Annotated in this window: 20 protein-coding genes and 1 riboswitch; of the genes, 7 read left to right on the top strand and 13 right to left on the bottom strand. The window is 48.6% G+C overall.

Annotation, left to right across the window (positions count from 1 at the left end; genetic code table 11):
• Positions 1-120: 120 nt before the first annotated feature.
• Positions 121-1,086 carry a hypothetical protein gene (locus BLW49_RS17425; RefSeq protein ID WP_090725816.1) on the bottom strand — a complete coding sequence of 322 codons (966 nt, stop codon included), beginning with the start codon at positions 1,084-1,086 and terminating at the stop codon, positions 121-123.
• Complete coding sequence (locus BLW49_RS17420) at positions 1,083-1,640, bottom strand: RNA polymerase sigma factor (RefSeq protein ID WP_371264574.1); 558 nt, start codon at positions 1,638-1,640, stop codon at positions 1,083-1,085. Before BLW49_RS17420 ends, BLW49_RS17425 begins: the two co-directional genes overlap by 4 nt.
• A 511-nt stretch (positions 1,641-2,151) precedes the next feature.
• Here BLW49_RS17420 and BLW49_RS17415 point away from each other — a divergent pair.
• The 3 genes from BLW49_RS17415 to nfsA all read left to right on the top strand — a co-directional run bounded on the left by BLW49_RS17415 (position 2,152) and on the right by nfsA (position 4,127).
• Entirely contained in the window at positions 2,152-2,748 is a 597-nt protein-coding gene (locus BLW49_RS17415) for a TetR/AcrR family transcriptional regulator (RefSeq protein WP_076314872.1), read from the top strand.
• Positions 2,749-2,800: 52 nt separating this feature from the next.
• Complete coding sequence (locus tag BLW49_RS17410) at positions 2,801-3,247, top strand: DoxX family protein (RefSeq protein ID WP_090725814.1); 447 nt, start codon at positions 2,801-2,803, stop codon at positions 3,245-3,247.
• A 136-nt stretch (positions 3,248-3,383) separates the two neighbouring features.
• Positions 3,384-4,127, top strand: coding sequence for an oxygen-insensitive NADPH nitroreductase (gene nfsA / locus BLW49_RS17405; protein WP_076314957.1), 744 nt, complete (start codon positions 3,384-3,386; stop codon positions 4,125-4,127).
• Between the two features lie 127 nt (positions 4,128-4,254).
• Here nfsA and BLW49_RS17400 read toward each other — a convergent pair whose 3' ends face one another.
• Positions 4,255-5,199, bottom strand: coding sequence for an AraC family transcriptional regulator (locus tag BLW49_RS17400; protein ID WP_090725812.1), 945 nt, complete (start codon positions 5,197-5,199; stop codon positions 4,255-4,257).
• A gap of 215 nt (positions 5,200-5,414) precedes the next feature.
• Here BLW49_RS17400 and BLW49_RS17395 point away from each other — a divergent pair, with 215 nt between their 5' ends.
• A complete protein-coding gene (locus BLW49_RS17395; protein WP_090725810.1) occupies positions 5,415-7,031 on the top strand; it encodes a glycoside hydrolase family 43 protein in 1,617 nt (538 codons plus the stop codon).
• Between the two features lie 85 nt (positions 7,032-7,116).
• Here the strand turns inward: BLW49_RS17395 and BLW49_RS17390 are convergent, their stop codons facing one another.
• The 10 genes from BLW49_RS17390 to BLW49_RS17345 all read right to left on the bottom strand — a co-directional run bounded on the left by BLW49_RS17390 (position 7,117) and on the right by BLW49_RS17345 (position 17,086).
• Entirely contained in the window at positions 7,117-7,995 is an 879-nt protein-coding gene (locus tag BLW49_RS17390; protein ID WP_076314869.1) for a carbohydrate ABC transporter permease, read from the bottom strand.
• 13 nt (positions 7,996-8,008) lie between these two features.
• Complete coding sequence (locus BLW49_RS17385; protein WP_076314868.1) at positions 8,009-8,890, bottom strand: carbohydrate ABC transporter permease; 882 nt, start codon at positions 8,888-8,890, stop codon at positions 8,009-8,011.
• A 91-nt stretch (positions 8,891-8,981) separates the two neighbouring features.
• Positions 8,982-10,268, bottom strand: coding sequence for an ABC transporter substrate-binding protein (locus tag BLW49_RS17380; RefSeq protein WP_090725921.1), 1,287 nt, complete (start codon positions 10,266-10,268; stop codon positions 8,982-8,984).
• A 155-nt stretch (positions 10,269-10,423) separates the two neighbouring features.
• Positions 10,424-11,215 carry a response regulator transcription factor gene (locus BLW49_RS17375; protein WP_076314867.1) on the bottom strand — a complete coding sequence of 264 codons (792 nt, stop codon included), beginning with the start codon at positions 11,213-11,215 and terminating at the stop codon, positions 10,424-10,426.
• Entirely contained in the window at positions 11,190-12,980 is a 1,791-nt protein-coding gene (locus BLW49_RS17370) for a sensor histidine kinase (RefSeq protein ID WP_256209807.1), read from the bottom strand. Before BLW49_RS17370 ends, BLW49_RS17375 begins: the two co-directional genes overlap by 26 nt.
• A 306-nt stretch (positions 12,981-13,286) precedes the next feature.
• Positions 13,287-14,093 (bottom strand): TatD family hydrolase, encoded by an 807-nt coding sequence (locus tag BLW49_RS17365; protein ID WP_076314865.1) that lies wholly within the window; start codon positions 14,091-14,093, stop codon positions 13,287-13,289.
• Positions 14,094-14,117: 24 nt separating this feature from the next.
• Positions 14,118-14,936, bottom strand: a complete 819-nt coding sequence (locus BLW49_RS17360) for an ABC transporter ATP-binding protein (RefSeq protein WP_076314864.1) — start codon at positions 14,934-14,936, stop codon at positions 14,118-14,120.
• 51 nt (positions 14,937-14,987) lie between these two features.
• The gene (locus BLW49_RS17355; protein WP_076314863.1) at positions 14,988-15,761 is read right to left on the bottom strand and encodes an ABC transporter permease; all 774 of its coding nucleotides are present in this window, start codon (positions 15,759-15,761) and stop codon (positions 14,988-14,990) included.
• Complete coding sequence (locus BLW49_RS17350; RefSeq protein ID WP_076314862.1) at positions 15,758-16,051, bottom strand: thiamine-binding protein; 294 nt, start codon at positions 16,049-16,051, stop codon at positions 15,758-15,760. Before BLW49_RS17350 ends, BLW49_RS17355 begins: the two co-directional genes overlap by 4 nt.
• 27 nt (positions 16,052-16,078) lie before the next feature.
• Positions 16,079-17,086 (bottom strand): ABC transporter substrate-binding protein, encoded by a 1,008-nt coding sequence (locus tag BLW49_RS17345; protein WP_076314954.1) that lies wholly within the window; start codon positions 17,084-17,086, stop codon positions 16,079-16,081.
• 228 nt (positions 17,087-17,314) lie between these two features.
• Positions 17,315-17,434: riboswitch (TPP riboswitch) on the bottom strand.
• Between the two features lie 378 nt (positions 17,435-17,812).
• Here BLW49_RS17345 and serS point away from each other — a divergent pair.
• From serS to BLW49_RS17330, 3 genes are all read left to right on the top strand, one after another.
• Positions 17,813-19,096 carry a serine--tRNA ligase gene (gene serS / locus BLW49_RS17340; RefSeq protein WP_090725808.1) on the top strand — a complete coding sequence of 428 codons (1,284 nt, stop codon included), beginning with the start codon at positions 17,813-17,815 and terminating at the stop codon, positions 19,094-19,096.
• Between the two features lie 88 nt (positions 19,097-19,184).
• Positions 19,185-19,601: a pyridoxamine 5'-phosphate oxidase family protein gene (locus BLW49_RS17335; RefSeq protein ID WP_076314860.1), complete on the top strand. Its 417-nt coding sequence runs from the start codon at positions 19,185-19,187 to the stop codon at positions 19,599-19,601.
• 387 nt (positions 19,602-19,988) lie between these two features.
• The gene (locus tag BLW49_RS17330) at positions 19,989-22,238 is read left to right on the top strand and encodes a bifunctional 2',3'-cyclic-nucleotide 2'-phosphodiesterase/3'-nucleotidase (protein WP_371264573.1); all 2,250 of its coding nucleotides are present in this window, start codon (positions 19,989-19,991) and stop codon (positions 22,236-22,238) included.
• Positions 22,239-22,365 lie beyond the last annotated feature (127 nt).

Below are 22,365 nucleotides of genomic sequence, written 5' to 3'. Positions count from 1 at the left end.
GCAAAGAAAGAAAATACCTGGCATCTCATTGTGGAGATGACCAGGTATTTTTTAGCTTATTCAATAGTCGCTAACGGATAAATGAATAGTGAATTCATAAGATTTGTTCAGTCCAATGTTTTACTTTTTGACAATGGTTCGGAGCATTTCTTTAAATTTCGTTAGTTCCATATCTGTGACGAACCGTGAGGTGCTGCTGTCTTCCTTCATGTGCTCCAGCTCCTCGGCGCTTGGTCCTTCTCCTATAGAGGAGACTTTACCCTGTTCCACCATGTAGTTCCCTTGGTAGACTCCAGCAATATAATAAGAATCTGAATCTCCGCGTTTCTGTAAGAACAGAATGGCATGGTCTCCGCTCGATAACAGTGGATTGTAGCTGTCTTGAGCTCGGGTAGGCTCGTGCTCTTGCTTCACGCCGGTATAATTCAGCTTAATCTTCTCGCCGGGTGTAACCCCGGTTGTGGAGTAGAGAACGTCCTTAACTTCAATTTCATAAGGGTCTGATTTGGCATTTAAGACTTCAATCTCGGCAGCCAGCACGGAATCAGCTAAGAGCTCCTCGAAGCTGGAATACGAGACAGCCATACTCTCGGCAGAGCCGGTTGTGCCCGTTGCTGAGCCTTGTTGTGTCATAAGCTGCTCTTCCACATTCTCTGATGCGCTGCCGGAGCTGTCTTCCTTCTCGGCTGCGGCCTCATCTTGCTGGTTGTACTGCTCCGAAGCTGAGGAGGGAGAAGTGCGTTCGGAGCTGGCATTATCGTTGTTTTTCTGATTGGGGAACGAATGTAACTCGGCTCCCATGGATTCGGTTTGGCTGGTCTCAGCCGCTTCATCCGATATACTTGCTATGTTCTCGGTAACAGCACCATTGGGTGTAAGCCACCATGCGGAAGCGAGTACCGCTCCACTGATACCAACAGTGATAAGTATACGTCTCCACTGCCAAGGTCGTGGCTTAGGCTGAGAATGAGGAGTCAGATTCTGTACCGTTTGGATGACTCGCTGCTTATGCTCTTCTGTAAAAGGCTCCTCTGTAAAAGGCCCCTTCTTCAATCGCTCCTGCCAGTCTTCATGTTGATCGGTCATTCTTCGAGCCTCCTTAATTCTTTTTGCGCCTTCAGCTTGGCACGGGACAGTCTGGATTTTACGGTGCCTTCCGAGATGTTCAGCAGCTCTGCAATCTCTTTTATTTTCATGTCATATTTTAATGACAGCACAAGAACCTCCCTGAATTTGTCGGGAAGCTCCATAATGATATCCCATATCGCATCAGCGTACTGCTGTTCCATAACCTCCGTCTCGGCAGAAGGTGAGGTGCTTGTACTGTATTTTGCAGTGCTGCTGCCTTCCACCGGATAATCCAATGAAGCGATCCGGCCGCCAAGCAGACCCTGCTTGAAGAAGCGGGATCTTCGATAGGAAAAAGCGGTATTTCGAGTAATCGTAAACAGCCATGTCTTCGTAGAGGCGTCTCCGCGAAATGTATGCATCCCTTGATATACCTTGATAAAAACTTCTTGGGAGATATCATCTGCGTGATCGCGGTTTCTCGTCAAAAAATAGGCGTAATTCCAGACGTCGTTGCCATACTCGTCCATGAGTTTATATAAAATCTGATGATCTGAGTCCAAGTGCGTCACCTCTCTTCCCATTAGACTTAGGAATCGCGCAAAAAGTTCCAGTCGCTCCTGTATTGCCTGCCACGCTCCGGGTTGTTTTGGATGCGAAGCATTTTCTCGAAGTGAAAACAGAGCATCCAAAGCCAAAAGTCGCTCTGCGTGTAAACACTCGCTGGGGTATGGGTACCTTCGGTTGTACGCTGCCTCTCCTCAGAAGAGGCATGGACTACAACAGGCGGTTGATTCAACCTGATCAGCAATTTCATTTTAATCTTAAGAATCGGATAAGCATATCGGAAGATACTTGAAGAAGGGAGAGATCATCCATGAAAAACAAGCCTCCTTGCTCATTCTACTTACGCTTAAGACAGAGGTTATTCGGTCAGCTGGTTCTCCACAGTGCGGAGGCTCCTTTGTGGGGGAATACAATCAAAGATAAACGTGCATGAAAAAACAATTTACAAACCGATGGTCGGTTTTTATAATAAGATCATAACCAAATAATTACAGTGTAACGATTAGGAGGAAGCCAGTGAAACAGGAGGAACGGAAGAGGCAAACGGTCAGGAATCTGCTGGATGCAACGAAGGAGCTTGTGCGGGAGCAAGGGTGTGAGACGATTAAAATGAAGGACATCATGGAGCGTTCACAGCTATCCAAGGGGGCAATTTTCCATTATGTAAAAACGAAGGATGAAATTTTTGCAATGGTTCTGCAGGAGGCTGTGGCTGAAACACATGCCCGTTTTGAGGCTGAAGTAGAGGAGCGGGGGAAGACGTTTGACGGGCCGATGAGCCGCATAGCGGAAAGTTTTCCTGCACTCGAGGACGGAAAAAACGTAACGAACCAAATTCTGATGTATTTGCTGGGCAAGGAGCAGGAGCCGGCGGTTGCGGAGGTGCTGCAGGCTTTTTATGAGCAGACATTCCGCTATTCCCGGGAGTGGATAGTTACCGGGCAGCAAGCAGGCGTCATTCACGATTCGGTCGATGCCAACCGGATGGCAGAGCTGCTGGTGCTTATTTCACTCGGCCAACGACTGCGGTCGTCTATTCCTGGAATTGCTCCGGGGTTGTTCAGAGCGGATGATTTTACATCGTTGATCCAGAGCATGTTGAAAAGGGATTAGCTGTCGGATAATTATCAATTGATATGAATCATGAAAAGGAGTGGAGCTGGGTATGATACCTTTTTATGCTCTTATTGTTTCATTCATCGTCTTGAGATGTTTAGGATTGGCAGGGTGGGATTACTTCGACAGCTGGCAGCATGCCCTTCAGGCAGCATCCGGCATCATGCTTCTGCTCGGGGCTTCTGCCCATTGGGGGAGCAAGCGTGGTGATCTCGTCAGGATGGTGCCAAGCTGGGTGCCAAAGCCGGAGTGGGTAGTGACAATTACCGGATTGCTGGAAATCGCAGGTGCAATTGGACTCGTAATTCCCGCTCTCTCTACGCTGGCGGCGGTTTGCTTGGTCGTACTCTTGGCTGCCATGTTCCCCGCCAACATGAAGGCTGCGAATGAAAGGCTAACGATTGGCGGGCGGCCCGTTCCAACACTGCCTGTCCGAACATTGCTCCAGCTGGTGTTTATTGCCGCGATTCTTTTGTCCGCACCGGGAATTGTATAATCATTGTGATGCAGAGTGATCAAAGGCTTATATGAACGGCCGGGGCCTGCCTTGAAAGGGTCCCGGCAAGGGAGTAGACTTAAAGACGTAACTATCGCCTATGAAAATTTATATAGAAAACGGAGTGAAAGAAGTCGTGAATGATACGATTAACCTGTTAATGAATCATCGTTCGATCCGTAAATACAAAAATGAGCCTGTCACGGATGAGCAGCTTAACACGATCATTGCTGCGGCTCAAATGGCTTCCTCATCCAGTAATGTGCAAGCCTACAGCGTTATCGCCGTCACAGATTCAGGCTTGAAAAATGAGCTGGCTTCGCTTGCCGGCAACCAGGCCTATATTCAGGAATGTCCGGTCTTCCTTGTCTGGTGTGCCGATTTGTATCGACTTCGCGAAGCGGCCGTTTCGGAGGCAGCTGGCGAGGAGACCTATGAGGATACGACGGAGAATTATACGGTGGCGACGATTGACGTCGCGCTTGCTGCACAAAATGCAGCGATTGCAGCCGAGTCACTCGGTCTCGGTATCGTATATATTGGAGGCATTCGCAATCAAATTGCCGAGGTTGCTGATCTGCTGGGTCTGCCTGAGCTGGTATATCCCGTGTTCGGTATGTGCCTTGGTGTTCCGGATCAGGAGCCGCTGCTTCGGCCCCGCCTGCCGCTGCCTGCAGTGCTTCACAAGAACGGATATGACCGTGAAGAGACCAGGGTACAGGTCAAGGAATACGACAAGACACTATCGTCTTATATGCAAGAACGTTCCTCCGGCAAGCAGACCGCAACGTGGTCTGAAATGATGGCGAAGCGTCTGACGCAGCCTGCCCGCTTGCAGCTGAAGGCATTTCTTGAGAGCAAGGGCTTTATGAAGCGTTAAGTATATACTTCGAACCAAAGACACTGTCCCTGCGTTAAACGGACAGTGTCTTTTTTATAATGAACAATTCTGAGTTGTAATGCGTGCCTTCTATTAGTTACTACGGTCGGTATGCCAATTTATTGTCCTATTTATGAAATCTTGCACGGAACTGGCTGGGCGATTCATCCGTCCACCGCTTGTATTGTCTGCTGAAGTGAGCGATGTTCTTATATCCCAGCTTCATCGAGATCTCCTCGATGGACAGATCGGGATCCATCAGCAGCAGCTTGGCTTTCTTAAGAATTAACATGGACATATACTGTCTTGGCGATAAGCCAAACGCACGGGAAAACATCCGATTCACCGAAGATGTGCTATAGCCGACCTCCTGAGCGATGGACTCCACGGTATCATGCGCCAAGGCATCCCCATCCTCATTCTCAATATCTCCTACCATCTGTTCCAGTCTGGAGGCTACGTAAGACGCAGTCGGGTTAATCTGCGAAGGCGTACTGTGTTCTTCCTGGGACAGCACATGACTGAGTGCCCCAAACAGCTCGAACAAGGCCGAGAGGATCATCATTCGTGATTGTACACGCATACCCGCTTCATCCAGAGTAAGCATAATAAGCTTGTCCAGTGCAGGCCGGATCTGCTTGCTGAGTTCACTTCCCGAATCAAAGAAAGGACCGCTTCGGGCACATAGCAGCTCTCTGAATGCAGGCTCATCCACGTCAAAATGAATGCAATAATAGGTCATTCCCTGTGCAGAAGCTGCATAGCTCTCATGCTCCTCACCAGGAATGAGCAGCATCAAGTCGCCGGGCTGCTGAAGGTAAGGCTGCCCGTTTGCCTTCATACGCTGTGATCCGGATAGAACGAGGTTAACCTCGAAAAAGGGATGCGAATGAGCAGGGTAACTCCAATTGGAGTCTACAGTGCGGTAATGGGCGGCAAAGACACGGAATGTAGAATTCATATCCGGCAGCATAAATTCCGTGCGCTTGTGCTCGTCCTGACCAAGCTCTGCCGCCGGAAACTTGAGCCGATGTTTGGGCTGCTCGTTTTTGCGTTCGTTGCTATTGTTCATGCTGGATTCACCTTCTTAACCTTCTTTATAATTTGATTTTTATTTGCTCGATTTGGATAAATTGTGACCTCTTCTGGATATGGGTAAACGAGATAAACCTTGCTATGATTATAGCATACTACTAAAAATATACGGGGAATATCATGCTGAATAAGTTGGGTAAATGATAACTATAGAAACAACAGCATGGACCGTAATGAGAAGGAGCATAATCGATGGCTACAATCCAGAACCCGATCTTGACGGGATTTAACCCGGACCCAAGCATTTGCCGTGCCGGGGATGACTATTATATTGCCGTATCGACATTCGAGTGGTTTCCTGGTGTGGGAATCTACCATTCAAGAGATCTTAAGAACTGGAGACTTGTATCAAGACCGCTTAATCGCTTGAGTCAGCTGAATATGATGGGTAATCCCGACTCTGGAGGGATATGGGCACCTGCATTGTCCTATCATGACGACAAATTCTGGCTCATCTACACCGATGTCAAAGTGACAGAGGGGCAGTGGAAGGATTCCCATAACTACTTGGTAACCTGTGACACGATTGATGGAGAGTGGTCTGAGCCGATCTACCTGAACAGCTCCGGCTTTGACCCGTCGTTATTCCATGATGAGGATGGCAAGAAGTACCTGGTTAACATGGTATGGGATCAACGGGCCTCGAATCACCCTTTCTATGGTATCGCGCTTCAAGAATATGATCCTGAGCAGCAGAAGCTTATTGGCAAATCTGAGATTATTTTTAAGGGAACCGACATTAAGCTGACAGAAGCTCCGCATTTATACAAAATTGACGGTACTTACTTCCTGCTCACGGCAGAAGGCGGAACGAAGTATGATCACTGCTCGACACTTGCGCGTTCCAAAGACCTGCGTGGTCCTTATGAGGTGCATCCGGAGAACCCGCTTATATCTTCCTTTGCTCATCCGCGCAATCCTTTGCAGAAGGCAGGACATTCCTCGATCGTGCATACCCATACAGATGAATGGTTCCTGGTGCATCTGACCGGCAGACCACTCTCGAGAGAAGGACAACCGCTGCTTGATCCAAGAGGATACTGTCCGCTCGGCCGCGAAACTGCGATTCAGCGTCTCGAATGGAGAGATGGATGGCCTTACGTAGTCGGCGGCAACCAGCCTTCGCTTCAGATTGAAGGGCCGAATATGGAAGAGGTCATTTGGGGTCCGGACTTCCCGGAGAAGGACGATTTTGACAGCGAAGTGCTGAACCTGCATTTCCAAAGCCTGCGGATTCCGCTCGGAAGTGAGATTATGTCACTCACAGATCGTCCGGGACATTTAAGACTGTACGGCAAAGAGTCGTTCTCATCGAAGTTCACACAGGCATTTATCGCGAGACGCTGGCAGCACTTCCGGTTCACAGCAGAGACCAAGGTGGCATTTAATCCGACGACATTCCAGCAGTCTGCAGGACTCAGCAACTATTACAATACGCAGAACTGGACTTCCTGCCAGATCACATGGAACGAGGAGAAGGGAAGAATCCTCGAGCTCGTCGCTTGCGATAACTTCTCCTTCTCCCAGCCTTTGCAGGGGAATGAAATTGTCATTCCAGATGAGGTAGAATACGTATACCTCCGTGTAGATGTAAAATATGACGTTTATGAGTACTCCTATTCTTGGAATGGAGAGGACTGGACGACCATTCCGGTGCAATTCCAATCTCATAAGCTGTCTGATGATTACATTCAGGGCGGCGGCTTCTTCACAGGAGCGTTCGTCGGCATGCGCAGCCAGGATACGTCGGGACAGAGCCTGCCAGCTGATTTTGATTACTTTATCTATAAGAGCGAATCTATTTCATAATATCTTCAGTCATAAAAAAGCTCCGAACACCTCGCATGGGATGAACACCATGCGGAAGGGTTCGGAGCTTTTTTAAAACTCACCGTTAACCTTTTACTGCTCCTGCCGCCATACCTTCCACGATCCGGTCGCTAAGGAACATATAGGCTATGAGGATGGGCAGAATGCTGATCATCAGCGTAGCGCCGATGGCTCCCCAATCTGTCGTGTATTGTCCAATAAAGTTCTGCACGCCTACCGTAAGCGTCTTGTAATGATCTGAACTGATAAAGGTGTTGACGAAGATGAACTCATTCCAGTTATAGATCATGTTAATAATGCCTGTCGTTGCAATAACCGAGCTTGTCATTGGCAGCACAATGCGGAAGAACATACGGTTCACGCTGCAGCCGTCAATGATAGCAGCCTCTTCCACTTCCTTAGGCAGCGCATAATAGAAGCCTAACAGGATCATGATGGTGATCGGCATATTAAATGCAACATAGGAGAGCACCAGTGACAGCGGATGGTCGGTCAGACCCACCTTGTTGAACATGCTGAACAAAGGAATCAGCGTGGAGTGAACGGGAATCATCATGGCAACCATGAACAGGCCGAGCACAAGAGAGCTGCCTTTCCATTTCATCCGTGTAATCGCGAAGGTCACCAGGCTTCCAAGCACGACGGTGATGACCGTTGCCGCAACCGTTATCCATACACTGTTGAAGAAGTATACATCAATATTACCTGAATTCCATACCTTTGCGTAGTTCTCCCACTTCGGATTCTGCGGGAGGGATAGGGGAGGCAGGTTGAAGACCTCCTGATTATTTTTAAGCGAGAAGAGCAGCAGCCATAGCAGCGGGAACAGCTGAAATGCGGCCACGCCGATGAGAATAATGTACAGCAGCGCATAGCCGATTTTTCTCAGTATGCTGGACCCGGACTTTACGGTACCGCCGATCTGAGCAGATGTGTGCATCATGAAGGTTACCTCCTTATGAGTATTGAATCGTATCTTTCGTCGCTGTCAGCTTACGAATGATCCAGGTCACGACAAGACAGATAATGAGCAGGAAGAAGCCGATGGCACTGCCGTAGCCGAAGTCGTAGGATTTGAACGCCTCACTGTACATATAGGAGGCCATAACTTCACTAGAACCATTGGGTCCGCCGCCTGTCATGACGTAGATCAAATCGAAATATTTAAGGGAACCGACTAGAGAAAGCACGATGGTAACCTTGATCACTTCCATAATGAGCGGAAGCTTGATTCTTAGTGCAATTTGAATTCCGGTAGCACCGTCAATTTTGGCCGCTTCTTCAAGTGAAGTAGGGATATTCTTCAGTGCAGAGTAGTAGATCAAGATATAAAAACCTGCATACTGCCACAGAATCGGGATGAAGAGCGCAATCAGTACAAGTGAAGGCTCTGCCAGCCATGCAGGAGGGTTATCAATGCCTATAGAGGTTAAGAAGCTGTTAATGACACCGTTTGTTGGATGGTACATCCGAAGCCATAGCTGTGCAATTGCAACCGATGACAGGAGCATTGGCACAAGATAAATTTTGCGGAATAGATTGGCTCCTTTGATGCGTCCCGCCACGACCATCGCCACAGCCAAGTAGACAAGGAGACTCAGGCCGGAGAATATCGCAAGCAGCAGGGAGTGCCAGGCACTATCCCAAAACGTTTTATCTTGAAGCAGATTAGCATAATTATCGAATCCAATAAATTTCATGGCACCAATGCCGTTCCACTCATGCAGACCATAATAGCCGGTCAAGATGATCGGAATATATACAAGCGTTAAGATCAGCAGCAGGGCTGGAAGCACGTATAGGGCAATGATTTTCTTGTTAGACATCACTTTGTCCATAGGAATCAAACTCCTTTCCGTTATATAACGAGCTGACCCGGTACAGGACCGGGCCAGTTCACCTGTTATGATTATTCTAAGCTGTGTTTGGTTAGTTTCCGGAAATGGCTTTGTCATGCTCTTCCGCGAATACTTCAGGAGTCACGGCCTTGCCGAACAATGCCTGGATTTGATTCAGATGCGTCTCTGCAGCAGATGCCTGCATCTGCACATCGGCATACAAGGTGATGCTGGTTGCTTTGTTCATTTCATTGAACAGGTCGATATACAGCTGAGGAAGCTCAAGTGATGCTGTATCAACCTTGGTTGCAGGAATTACGCCTGCACCGGTTACGGATTGCTCACCCCATTGGGATACAAAGTATTCAACGAATTTCTTCGCTTCATCCTTGACCTCTGAATTCTCCGACACGAAGAGTCCAACCCCAGGGCCGCCAACCCAGCTGTCCACATTTCCTTTACCGCCTTCGGCTTCAGGGAACTTGAAGAATCCTACGCTGTCGCGGAACTCCTGCGGAATTTCTTCATTCGTTGTAAAATTAGGAAGCTCCCATGTGCTCATGATGTACATGGCTGCATTGCCGTTCAGGAACTCTGATTTGGCTTCTTCATTAGACAGGCCGTTAAAGCCTTTAATAAATGCATTGCTGTCTACAAGGGACTGTACTTCTGCCGCCGCTTTTGTCAGGCCTTCGTCTGTGAAGGAGCCTTCTCCATTAATGGCGCTGGCGAGTGCTTCTTGTCCGCCAAAGCGTTCAGCAAGGAACATATAAATCAGTGACCCCGTCCAGCGGTCCTTATTCCCCAGTGCAATCGGAGCTACTCCATTTTCGGTAAGGGTCGAAATGATTGCCTTTAGTTCTTCATAGGTTTGCGGAGTCTCGAGTCCATACTGCTCAAAGATCGCTTTGTTATAGAACACAGGTGTAATATTAAACTCCAGTGGAAGTCCGTACGTCTTGCCGTCAATGTTGAAGGCTTCGGTCGTTCCTTCTACGAACTTGCCGTTCAGCTCGCCGTCAAGCAGATCATCAATAGGGGTAAACAATCCGCCTTCGACGTAAGGTGTCATGAAGCCTGCTGCCCAAGTAATGCCGACATCGGGTAATTCATTGGAAGCAGAGAGGACCTTAAGCTTATTCTTGTATTGCTCGTTATCGAGAACCTCTGTCTTGATGGTGATATCCGGGTTCTCTGTCTGGTAGTCTTCTATGATTTGATTTACGATCTTGTTCTGTCCGGCAGACACGCCTTCCGGCCACAAGTGCATGAAATTAATCGTTGTTTTATCTCCGCCATCTGTTCCTTCTGCACTACCGCCGGATTCACTGTTTCCACAGCCTGCAAGTGCGATAGCACAGCAGAGAGTCACAGCCATGAATGACCACTTCTTTTTTGTCTTAAACACGTTTACATCCCCTTTGCTTTATGATCTAAGTCGGTTATTGAAACCGCTTTATTTGTCTCTATGTTGAATTGTAGCAAAGCTTTTGTAAGCGCATAACGTAACAGGTTTTGGGTTAAATACCACTTTTATTGGATCTTTTCCTCTGAACCCTCCAGCATGTGCTGTCTGTATCTCCCGGGGCTTACATTTTCGGCGGTTCGGAACACTTTCACAAAATATTTGGGGGTCTGGTATCCAACCATCTCCGATATTTCATTGATAGAGTGCCTGGTATTTAGCAGCAGCTCCTTGGCCCGCTGAAGCCTCTTGCGTGTCAGATAATCACTGAATGTAAGCCCGGTCTGTTCCTTGAATAAGGCGCTCAGGTAGCTTGTGTTCATGTGGAGCACCTCCGATAGATCGCGTAAGGAGACAGATTCATGCAAATGCTGCTCCAGATAATCAATCGCTTCCTGGACAGGGAGGCTGTACTGGCGCTCTTCCTGCGTGGTCGCCATCAGTTTCGGATCGACGAGCTTCTTCATCTTCTTAATCTGGTTCTGATCCTCATAACGCTGAAGAGCAAGCTCTGCAGCAGAAACCAGCTTCTTCTTGTCAATCGGCTTGAGCAAATATTCCACCACACCATATTTCAGCGCTCGCTGTGCATAATCGAATTCAGCATGACCTGAGATGACAATGACAACGGGTGGAACAGGGGAGTCATGAATCTGCTCAATCAGATCAAGTCCGCTGATCTCGGGCATGCGAATATCCGTAATGACGAGATGCGCGTTATTGATCTTAAGCCGCTCGAGGGCTTCCACCGCACTGGCCGAGGTCTCAATCTCATGCTGCCCGGAAGACCAGGATTCCAGTGTTTTGCGAATCCCTTCTCTCGTTCTGGGCTCATCATCCACGATAAGTATCTTTTTCATGATAAAAAGTACCTCCTGGTTCATTGGGTATCGTCATTGTAACAACCGTGCCTATGCCTAAATCGCTGGCAATGTGAAGTCCGCTTCCTTCCCGGTTGTAGCTGAGCTTTAGTCTCCTGTAGATGTTGGCAATGCCGATGCCCGTTCCCTTAGAGGAAGCGGAATGCCCCCCCTCCATAGCCGTGTACAGGGAGCGAAGCTTCGCTTCGCTCATGCCGGGGCCGCTGTCCTTGATCATGACATCGATATAACCCGCACGGTCGGAGGGAGCAACGAGAACTTCAATGCTTCCCGCACCGACTTGCTGTTCCAGTCCGTGAAGAATGGCATTTTCCACGAGCGGCTGGATCAGCAGCTTGGGGATCGGCACAGATCTCATGGATTCGTCACAAGTGATCCTCCAGGAGAGTCTGTCTCCCATGCGGATATCCATAATCGTTAGATAACGTTCTACATGGCTGAGCTCATCATCAATCGTTACCCACTCGTCATCATCGCCCCGGCTGATGACATACCGGAACAGACCGGACATCGCAATGACGACCTCGCCAAGCTCTTCTTCTCCTTTTTCATCGAGAGCCCAGTACAGTGCCTCCAGCGTGTTAAACAGGAAGTGTGGATTAATCTGCGATTGCAGCGCTTTGAGCTCCGTGCGGCTCTGCAGGATCTCCTTCTGATATACGACCTCAACAAGCTCATTCATTCGGTCCGCCATCTGATTGTATGTGTTGCTTAGCTCTTGAATTTCAAGCGTAGCGGAAGTGACCTTACTAGGTTTGAGCGTGCCGAACTTAGAGGTCCTCATCACCTTAATCATATTCAGAATGGGCTGTGTAATCATCGTCGACAGGAAGAAGGAGAGGATGACGAACAGCAAAGCCCCGCCGATCACGGAAACTATCATAACGGTGAGTAGCAGGCTGATCCCCTCTGCCTGATAATCGGCAGGAGACAAGATGACGAGATTCCAGCCGGTCTTCTCGGATTGCCGCTCAACCGTGATATAAGGCTCACCATCCAGCTCTACAGAGGACTGCAGCTCCCGAAGATGGATATCAGGACTCACCCCTGGCATAGCTGCGAGGGAGATCGGCTTCCCTTCATGATCAAACAAATTCAGGAATTCAAGCTTCCCGGAGTCATTGTCTGTGAGCTGGAAGAAGCTCTTATCAATACGAACAACGACATATCCTGCCGCCTGGTAGGATTGATTAATAATTCGTATATTTCGAATGGCAACAACGCTGGCCGGATCTCTGGCATCAATGCCAAACCACACAAGCCGGCCTTCAGCCTCATCCGTCCTCGTAATCCATCCCGCAGGCACACGATCATCAAGCTCCGCATCATCAAGCGGAAGCATTCTGCGATAATCGGCAGTATATATTTCAATAGAACGAATCGATGTGGCATACGCCTCAAGCTTGCGAACCTCCTCCTGCAGCTGCTGCCGCTGTGAGAAGCTGATGTGCTGCCCTGCGGCCTCAAGTGCCAGATCACGCTGAACAGTGGCATCGGTTGCCACCTGGGATGTCCAGTTCTCAATCTGATTCAGAAGGACATCCAGCTTGCCGGATGCCTGAACAGCGGTCTGCTGAATATGGCTCTCTGCGTTGCTGCGGAGGAGTACAGATATTTGGTTGTATACGATAAGTGCGATGGAGCCGAGAACGAGCAGCATAACGATCAAAGAACCTATAAATATTTGGCTGCGAAGTGTATTAAAGTAACGGGAGCCCAGCATATAATCCACGTTTCCTTTCATTTTTTGAAAGTGCTTACATTTTTGAAGGCGACAAAATGGAATAAGATCAGACGGAAGTGAGCGGAGCATGTGTTACGGTCCATTCCTTCAGCTGTTTCTTGTGCCAATATGCTGCATGCTCTCAAATTTTAATTCTTTCCTGCGTTTACGACAATAGTTCAAATAATGGCTGCATGAAAAGGGGAATTACGAGAACGAAATGGACAAAGAGATGTAGAAGATCATTTCAGCATGAAGCTGAAAAAACCCCTGAATCCTCAGGGGCAGGCTGATATGTAAGATGCATGACTTGTTTCTACTTGGGTCTCAAATGCCATAGAAGCGTTTGGTATTGTTATAAAATAAATCAAATGCTGCCTGCAGCTTCATTCCTGTAACATCACACCAAGCGCGGATTACGTCCTTGACCATGCGGGGATGTGTTTTATGCGCAGCAAAAGGGCCTTCAAAAGGCCATGGGCCGTCAGTCTCTGCCATAATCTGTTCGTGAGGATAGATGCTGGCAAGATCCTGAATTTCTTTTTCATATACGATGTCTGGTGTAAAAGAGATGAAATATCCGTTCTTCGCCATGCGCATGACTGTGTGCTCTGCACCCTTGAACCAGTGGAAATGCGCTTTGGCATAGCGATGAGACTCCAAGAGCTCGACGGCAATGTCTGCATCCTCATAGACTGCATGCAGAATGATCGGCTTATCGTGCTTCTTGGCGAACCCGATGAACTTGTCCAGCATATCGATGTAAGGCTGCATCTCCAGAGACTTACCATCGGCTTCGGCTTCCAATCTCGTGTAGTAGGGCAGGCCGACTTCACCTACGGCGATCATGTGGTTCAGATGCTCTTCCATCCACTCAAATAATGCTGTTAGCTCCGACTCAGAAGGGACGGGCTGCTCAGGATGATATCCATACGCAGGATAGATCACTGAAGGAGAGGAGGCCGCTAATTTCTCCGTTCTCTGGCAGGAGACAAGATGGGTGGATACAGCAATTACAGCCTCCACTTGATGCTGTGCGAACGACAGACGCAAGGGCTGCTTCTCGTCTTCATACTGGTCCAGGTGAATATGCGAGTCAATGACAGGCGCTAAATCCTCTTCAGACTGCTGCATTACTTTATCACCTCCTAGCTTGATTTACTTCGTGTTCGGATAAGAGCCGGCAGTCACCGGCTGTTTACGTCTTTCCTCCCGCATCCATTCAGATATTTCACGCTTCAAGCGGAGGAATTGGGGGTCCTCTGTCAACGCTTCCTGTCTTGGACGGACGAATGGAACCTTCACCTCATGGAGTACGTTTGCCGGGCGATTTGAAAATACATAGATCCGATCTGAGAGCAGAAGCGCTTCTTCAATATTATGCGTAATGAATAGCACTGAACGCTTCGATTGCTCCCATATTCCGAGCAGCCACTCCTGCATCTCGCTTCTCGTCAGTGCATCCAGCGCACTGAACGGCTCATCGAGCAGCATAAGCTCCTGTGGACTTAAAAGCGCGCGTAAAAAGGCAGCCCGCTGCTGCATTCCACCTGACAGCTTGTGCGGATACATATCTTCAAAGCCGCTCAGACCAGCCTTAGTAATCCATTGCTGCGTGGTAATGTCGTCATCTGCTCCTTGTCTGCTGCGGAATTTAGCAGGGGCAACCTCGCTGCCGAGCTTGATGTTATCCGCGATGGTCCGCCATGGGAGCAGGGCTGGCTGCTGTGGCATATAGCTGATATTGCCACGAGTTCCTGTTACCACTTCTCCATCCAGGCGTATTGTTCCTGCATCGGGCTGTAGAAGTCCGCCAATGATTTGAAATAAAGAGCTCTTTCCACTGCCCGAGGGTCCGATAATCGAGACGAATTCACCCTGGCCGACCGTAAGTGATATGTGATCAAGGACATGAAGTTGCTGCTTTCTCTGACGAAATGATAAGCGGATGTCTGACACTTCTAATAAAGGATGCATTAGGATATCCTCCTTTCGTAATTGGATCAAGATTCATCGACTCAAACCGTCTTATGAACCCGATTTTCTATGATCATCTGTCTTATAGCGGACGAGCGCTCTCTCCAGCATAGCGATGATGGCGAAGAGGAGCAGGCTCAAGAGAACGATGATAGCCATGGCGACGAATACCCGATCTGTCCGATAGGCCGATTTTTGCAGCATCATATAATAGCCGATGCCCTTGTCTGTCCCGATCCATTCGGCAATGACTGCACCCATGACGCTGTAGGTGGCTGCGATCTTGAGACCTGAGAAGATGGACGGGAGCGCGTGAGGCACTTCCAGCTTGCGGAAGATTTGCCCCTTGCTGGCCCCGGCCATTCTCATGTAGCTCAGCATCGCGCGGTCCGTTTGCATCAGTCCGTCCATAGCAGATACTGCGATCGGAAAGAAGCAGACCAGTGTAATAACGATGATCTTGGGCAGCAGACCGAATCCGAACCAGATCATCAGAAGCGGTGCGAGTGCAATCGTAGGTATATTCTGGCTAAGAATGAGCAATGGATAAAGGGCCGTTTTCATAAATGGAACCAGATGCAGCACCATGGCTGTCAGAAGACCAATGGCAGCACCAATGCCGAAGCCGAGCAGGGTGAGCTGTACAGTCGCCCAAGTATGTTCAGTAAGACTTGCAGCCTGTGCAGCTGCTTCACGGGTAATATCAACAGGACTTGGCAGAATCCACTTCTCAATGTGAAAAAGCGGCACGGCTATTTGCCATACCGCCAAAAAGAGAATGACCGCCGCGACAGGCGGCAGCACACTTCTTACAACACGCTTCATGATGGATACTTCTCCGTTAGTCCTTCCATGCTGATTCCGCTTGGGTAATGGGCAATCTTGATTTGTGAAATAATGCTCGGGCTGCCAGCCTCAACGAGTACCTCATGAACTCTCTGCACAATTTGGAGCAGCTCAGGAAGCTCGCCCTCCAGCGTCGTTTCAAGGGGATGGACCTGATATTTCACCCCGGATTGCTGTATCACTTCAATGGCACGGTCTACATAAGGGATCGAATCTTCTCCATTCGGTGTCTTCGGAATGACTTGAATACTTAGCAATGTTTGAGCCATATGGGTCACCAACGCTTTCTTCAGTAATTATTGTTGTGGCAGAAATTCATTCGTAAAAGCTTTCTCGACATCCAGTGGCTGGTCCAGCAGCTCGTGCTCAACCATCCAGTCGGAATAGTTCTGCCATACCTCTGCTTTTTGCTCGCCCCAGCGAGCGGCATCATCCTGATATTTCGGACTGAGCCATTTCTGACTCTCAAGCACAAGCTCTTTATCGAGGTCAGGCACGGCCTCGCTAAGTATCGCCGCGGCTTCCTCCGGATGATCAATTGTATATTCATAGCCTTTGGTCGTTGCGCGCATGAAGGCTTTGACCAGCTCCGGATCCTCGTCAATGGTTGCCTCATTCGTAATAAGTACAGGTGTATAGTAATCCAGCTTCTCGGAATAGTCTTTAACGTAGAACATATCGATCGGTTCCCCGCGAAGCTCGGCTTCAATACCCGTCCAGGCGTAGAAGATCCAGGCAAAATCGATGTCTCGCTTCGTTGCGGTGAAGAAATCTGCATCCCCCATGTTTATATTGTTCACTTTGCTTACATCCGCACCTTCGAGACCCATAATTGTATCAAGAACCGCTGAGTCAATTGGGTTGCCCCATCCTCCATAGGTTTTACCCTCGAAGTCCTTCGGAGATTCAATATTACGGTCAGCAGGAGCTGCAAAGCCGGAAGTATTATGCTGAATGACAGCAGCAATGGATACGATCGGCACGCCTTGTGTCCGTGCTTGGGTGACCCCTTCCTGATAGCTTACGCCAAAAGGCACCTCTCCGGAAGCGACCATCGTATCTGCACCGGCCTGGCCGGGCTGAATAATCTCGACATTCAGACCTTCTTCCTCGTAGAAGCCTTGACTTACTGCAGCATATAAGCCGGTATGATTCGTATTTGGCGTCCAGTCCAGGACGACCTTGATGTCGCGGAGGCTATCGCTCGCTGCCGGCTCCTCCGCGCCTGCACCAGATTCCTCATTCGATGTGCCGCTATTGCCGCAGGCAGTGATGATCATCATGAGTACCGCCAGCAACAACATTCCTAACTTTTTGTACACGTTTCTCTCTCCTTTTCAATTACCCCTATTCTTGACGAAATTTCCATAATAACTCCTATAATTTCAATTGAGGCTTCCTTGACAGCCATACTGATAAGGGAGATCGGATAGAGTGCAATGGCATTCTTGCGACCATAATAAAAAAAGCGTCCCGGATAAGGGACGCATGCAGACGTAAGGGCTAAGGGCTGTCAGTAAAATAGAACAGCACACTCGAATTCTCTCCATTCCTACGCTGGCATTACCCAGATCAGGTTTAAAGGGTACGTATCTAACACGCTTTCACGGATACTATCTCAGCCGGCTAACCCAGCACCCCTTGAGGTTGAATATGAAGTTTAGGACATTTCAGAAGCTAATTATAGCCCTCCTTGGCTGGAAAGTACAGCATAATCAAGAATAAAATCATTGTCATATGGAAATGTCTAAATTATAATACCTTTAATTGAAAACGTGAAAAAATGCCTGTGAAGAGCATCCAACTCGGAGGTATTCTCGCCAAGGGAAGGCGCTAGCCTTCCCCTAAGTTAATCGGCACCGCCCGTTATCGCGGAACCAAAGTGATTGAAGTGGAACCTAATGCTGACCGCATGAGGTCTGCTTCAATAAATTGGGTGGCACCGCGAGCATAGAGCGCTCCTCGTCCCAACGGATGAGGGCGCTCTATGCTTTTTTTAGCTTGACCAAATTAACTTAGGGGTGACGACAATGCTGGATATGAAATGGATAAGGGACCATGCTGTACAGGTTCAGGAAGCAGCGGATTGGAAGAAGATAGACGTATCTATAGACGAGCTGCTGACGTGTGATGATGTACGTCGAGAGCTGATTACGGAAGTGGAGAAGCTCCGGCAACAGCGAAATATGGATTCGGAGAGAATAGGACAGCTGATGAGAGAGGGGAATCGGGAGGAGGCAGCAGCGGCCCGTGAAGAAGTGCGGCAGTTGAATGGGCAGATTGAAAAAGCAGAAGCAAGGCTAGCCGAAGTGACGGAACGTTATAATGCGCTGCGGCTGCTCGTCCCGAATATGGTATCTCCTGACACGCCTAGAGGACAGAGCGATAAGGATAATGTCATTGTAAGACAGGTCGGAGAGGTCAGTGATCCTCTGTTCCCGATCAAGGACCATATGGAACTTGGAGAGCTCCATGAGCTCATTGATGCTCCACGTGGCGTCAAGGTTGGCGGCTCGCGCAGCTACTATTTAAAGGGAGACGGAGTCCTGCTGCATCGCGCCGTTCAGCAGCTTGCGCTGGATATCGTGATGAAGCACGGCTTCGTGCCGATGGAGGTGCCGATCATGGTCCGGGAAGAGGCGCTGGAGAACACAGGATTTTTTCCAACTGGTCGAGACCAGACTTATGAGCTTGCAGGAGAGGACAAATTTCTGATCGGTACTTCAGAGGTTCCGCTCATCTCGTATTATGCAGGGGAGGTCATTGATGTGGCAGCACCCGTTCGGCTTGCGGCCGTATCGACAAGCTTCCGGAGCGAAGTAGGCTCTGCAGGACGTGATGTGCGCGGGCTCTATCGGGTGCACCAGTTTGCCAAAGTAGAGATGGTCGTACTAACAGAGGCTGATCCGGAGGTGTCGGAGCAGGTGCTCCAGGAAATAACGGGCTACGCAGAAGAGCTGCTTCAGGCGCTGGAGCTTCCATACCAGGTCGTGGCAGTGTGCACAGGCGATATGTCGCAAAAGACATATAAACAGTACGATATTGAAACCTGGATGCCTAGCCGGGTCAGCTATGGGGAGACGCATTCGTCGTCGAACCTGCATGATTTTCAGGCACGCCGCTCTAATATCCGCTATCGGGATAACGAAGGTCATCTGAGGTATTGCCATACATTGAACAACACGGCCGTGGCCTCGCCAAGAATCCTGATTCCACTTCTCGAGAATCACCAGCAGGAGGATGGCAGCATTTATATACCGAAGGCGCTCCGTCCTTACATGGGAAATCGAGAGAGACTCCTTCCTGTTCAATAGATTTTACTTATATAATCCATGGGTTCAACTTTCAGGAGCAGGGTACACTAATAATAGAGTGTATTTTTGAAAGGAGACCTGAAGTGCGATGAATAAAACAGATCTGGAACAACATATTATACAAGCTATTGAGGACAATCCGTATTGCTCGCTTGCAACGGTGGAGGGCGGTAAGCCGAAAGCGAGATATATGGCTGTCTATAATGACGGTCTGAGCATTTATATGGCGACCAACCGTTGTACCCACAAAGTAGAGGAACTGGAGGATAATCCGAATGTCAGCCTGCTGCTCGGCTACGAATCAGGTGGAACGAAGGATCTGCTGGAGATCGAAGGTACAGCAGAAGTGAGCCGTAATGGTGAACTCCGTAAGCAGCTGTGGAATAACAATATGGAAAAATGGTTCACAGGACCTGATGATCCCAATTACGTCATCCTGGATATCACGCCTAAACGGATTGAGTATACGGGCAAGGGTCAGGAATTGCAGGTATGGGAAGCGTAATCTGGTGAGTCGTATGATCAGCGATCATTAAACAGCAGAGAACCATGAGTATTGATGGAAGAGCAAGGGAGGCGGTATGGAGCTTCTCTTGCTTTTCTTTTTGTTTGATGATGACTCAGGATGGATAGGGGTACAGGGACAAATTACATAAATAACCGACATCGTGATGTCAAATTACATTACTTACTCGTTGTAGGATAAAGTCATTTTTGTGTGTTTTTCATAAAAATAAGTATAAATATTGTGCACTGATCAAAAACTTCTCTCTTTAACACATCTAATTATTGGTATAAAATATCATTTAGCAGTTTATTTCTTCCAGTCGTCAGGCTTGATAACAGCAACTGTGGCAAGGGTAAAGAAGGACCTAATACAGGAGGGGTACATTTGAAGAAGAGAAATACATTATTGGCAGGGATGACAACGGCAGCCCTGTTGTTTCAGCTCTTTGCCATTCCAGGACAACCGGTCTCCGCAGAGGAAGCCGCGAAGGTTAAGCTTCGTATTCTCGAAACGACAGATATTCATGCCAACTTGATAGACTATGATTACTATACGGATAAAGCTATTGAGACCTATGGTCTGGCAAGAACGGCAACGCTGATCAAGCAAGCACGCGGTGAAGCGAAGAACAGCATGCTGTTTGACAATGGGGATCTCATTCAAGGCACGCCGCTGGGTGATTATGTAGCCAAGGTTAAGCCGCTGAAGGGGGACGAGGTCCATCCGGTATATAAAGCAATGAATCTGCTTGATTATGATGCGGCAACTCCTGGGAATCATGAGTTCAACTATGGACTGGAGTTTTTTGATCAGGTGCTAAAAGGGGCAGACTTCCCTTATGTGAATGCTAACATCTACAAGGATGACGGCGATAAGGATGAGAGCAATGATGTGAATTATTATAAACCGTATGAGATTATTGAGAAGAAAGTAACGGATGAGTCAGGTAAGGAGCACACGCTCAAGGTCGGGGTCATCGGTCTTGTTACTCCTCAAATTATGCAATGGGACAGCGCATACCTAACAGGCAAAGTCATCACCAAGGACATTGTCAAAACAGCTGAGAAGTTCATACCCGAGATTGAGGCGGCAGGGGCTGATCTGATCGTAGCTCTGGCACATACGGGCTATGATGAGAATCCACCAGCAGATATGGCGGAGAACGCTGTGCTTCCGCTAAGTGAGGTCGAAGGTATCGACGCGATTCTGTTCGGACATGCCCATAAGATATTCCCTAGTGCTGCTTTTGAAGGAATGAATGGCGTTGATCTGGAGAAAGGCACGATTAATGGTGTCGCAGCCGTTGAGCCGGGAGCTTGGGGAGATAATCTTGGAGTCATTGATCTGGAGCTTACGCAGGTGAATGGAGAATGGGAGGTCGTCAATTCGGCAGCCGTATCCCGTCCAATCTACGATTCAGCCAATGCTAAATCGCTTGCAGCATTAGATGAAGAAATAGCGGCAGCGGTACAAGCGGAACACGAAGCAACTGTGGAATACGTGCGAGGTCCGGTAGGGGAAACGACCGCGCCGATCACGAGTTATTTTGCACTGGTACAGGATGATCCATCCATTCAAATCGTAACCAATGCACAGAAATGGTATGTTGAGAACAAGCTAAAAGGCACAGAGTATGAGGGAATTCCAGTTCTGTCCGCAGGGGCTCCATTTAAGGCAGGCGGACGCATGGGCCCGGACTATTATACAGATATTCCGGCAGGTACAATCGCAATTAAGAATGTCGCTGACCTATATGTATACCCTAATACCGTTCATGCAGTTGAGCTGACTGGAGCAGAAGTGAAGGAATGGCTGGAATGGTCCGCAGGACAGTTCAATACCATTGATCCATCTAAGAGTGGAGAGCAGGAACTCGTGAATGTTGACTTCCCGACATACAATTATGATGTCATTGATGGTGTAACCTACGAGATTGATGTGACGGAGCCAGCGAAATATGACAGCAAAGGCAACGTCGTGAGTGCCTCTTCAAACCGGATCAAGAACCTGAAATACGAAGGCAAAGCAATCGATCCTGAGCAAAAATTTATTGTAGCGACAAATAACTATCGTGCAGGCTCCAGCAAGTTGGCAAATCCGGACGGCAAGCGTATTATTATGGCTGCTCCAGATGAGAGCCGTCAAGTCATTATTGACTATATTGCACAGAACAAGACGATTAACCCGTCTGCTGATGGAAACTGGTCATTCGCCAAGGTATCCGGTACGCCGGAAATTATCTTCAATACCTCTCCTGCAGCCAGCAGCATAGTTACTGCCGATGCGAAGTTAAGCGGGGCAATGACTTATCTTGGTGACAATAAGGATGGCTTCGGCAAGTATTCCCTAGATTTATCAGGCGATACAGACACGGCCGCTCCAGAAGCTCAAGAGCCGGAAGCGGAAGAGACGCCGGCGAAACCAAAACCGACAACTCCAGCACCGAAGCCGGAGCCTAAGCCTGTGAAACCGGAAGCGGGCAAGGAACGGGTGTATGTCATCAAGAAAGGGGACAACCTGTACCGAATTGGTCTGAAATATGGCGTTGATTGGAATGCAATCGCCAAGGCAAATAAAATAAACAATGTACACCAGCTGCAAATAGGACAAAAAATTATTATCCCTGCATCGTAAGATGCAGAAAAGAAACTAAGAAAACGTACCCGCAGGAGCCAGGAGCTGGCCAGCGGGTACGTTTTTTTGTGTGTGGGAGGATTTCTATTGAGGAAGAGCAGTGCTTGAACGTAGATGTGTTGATCTC

The sequence above is a fragment of the Paenibacillus sp. PDC88 genome, from assembly GCF_900106725.1.
Taxonomy (GTDB): Bacteria; Bacillota; Bacilli; order Paenibacillales; family Paenibacillaceae; genus Paenibacillus; species Paenibacillus shunpengii.
The sequence above is the reverse complement of the archived record's forward strand: the minus strand, read 5'-3'. Positions and strand labels throughout refer to the sequence as shown.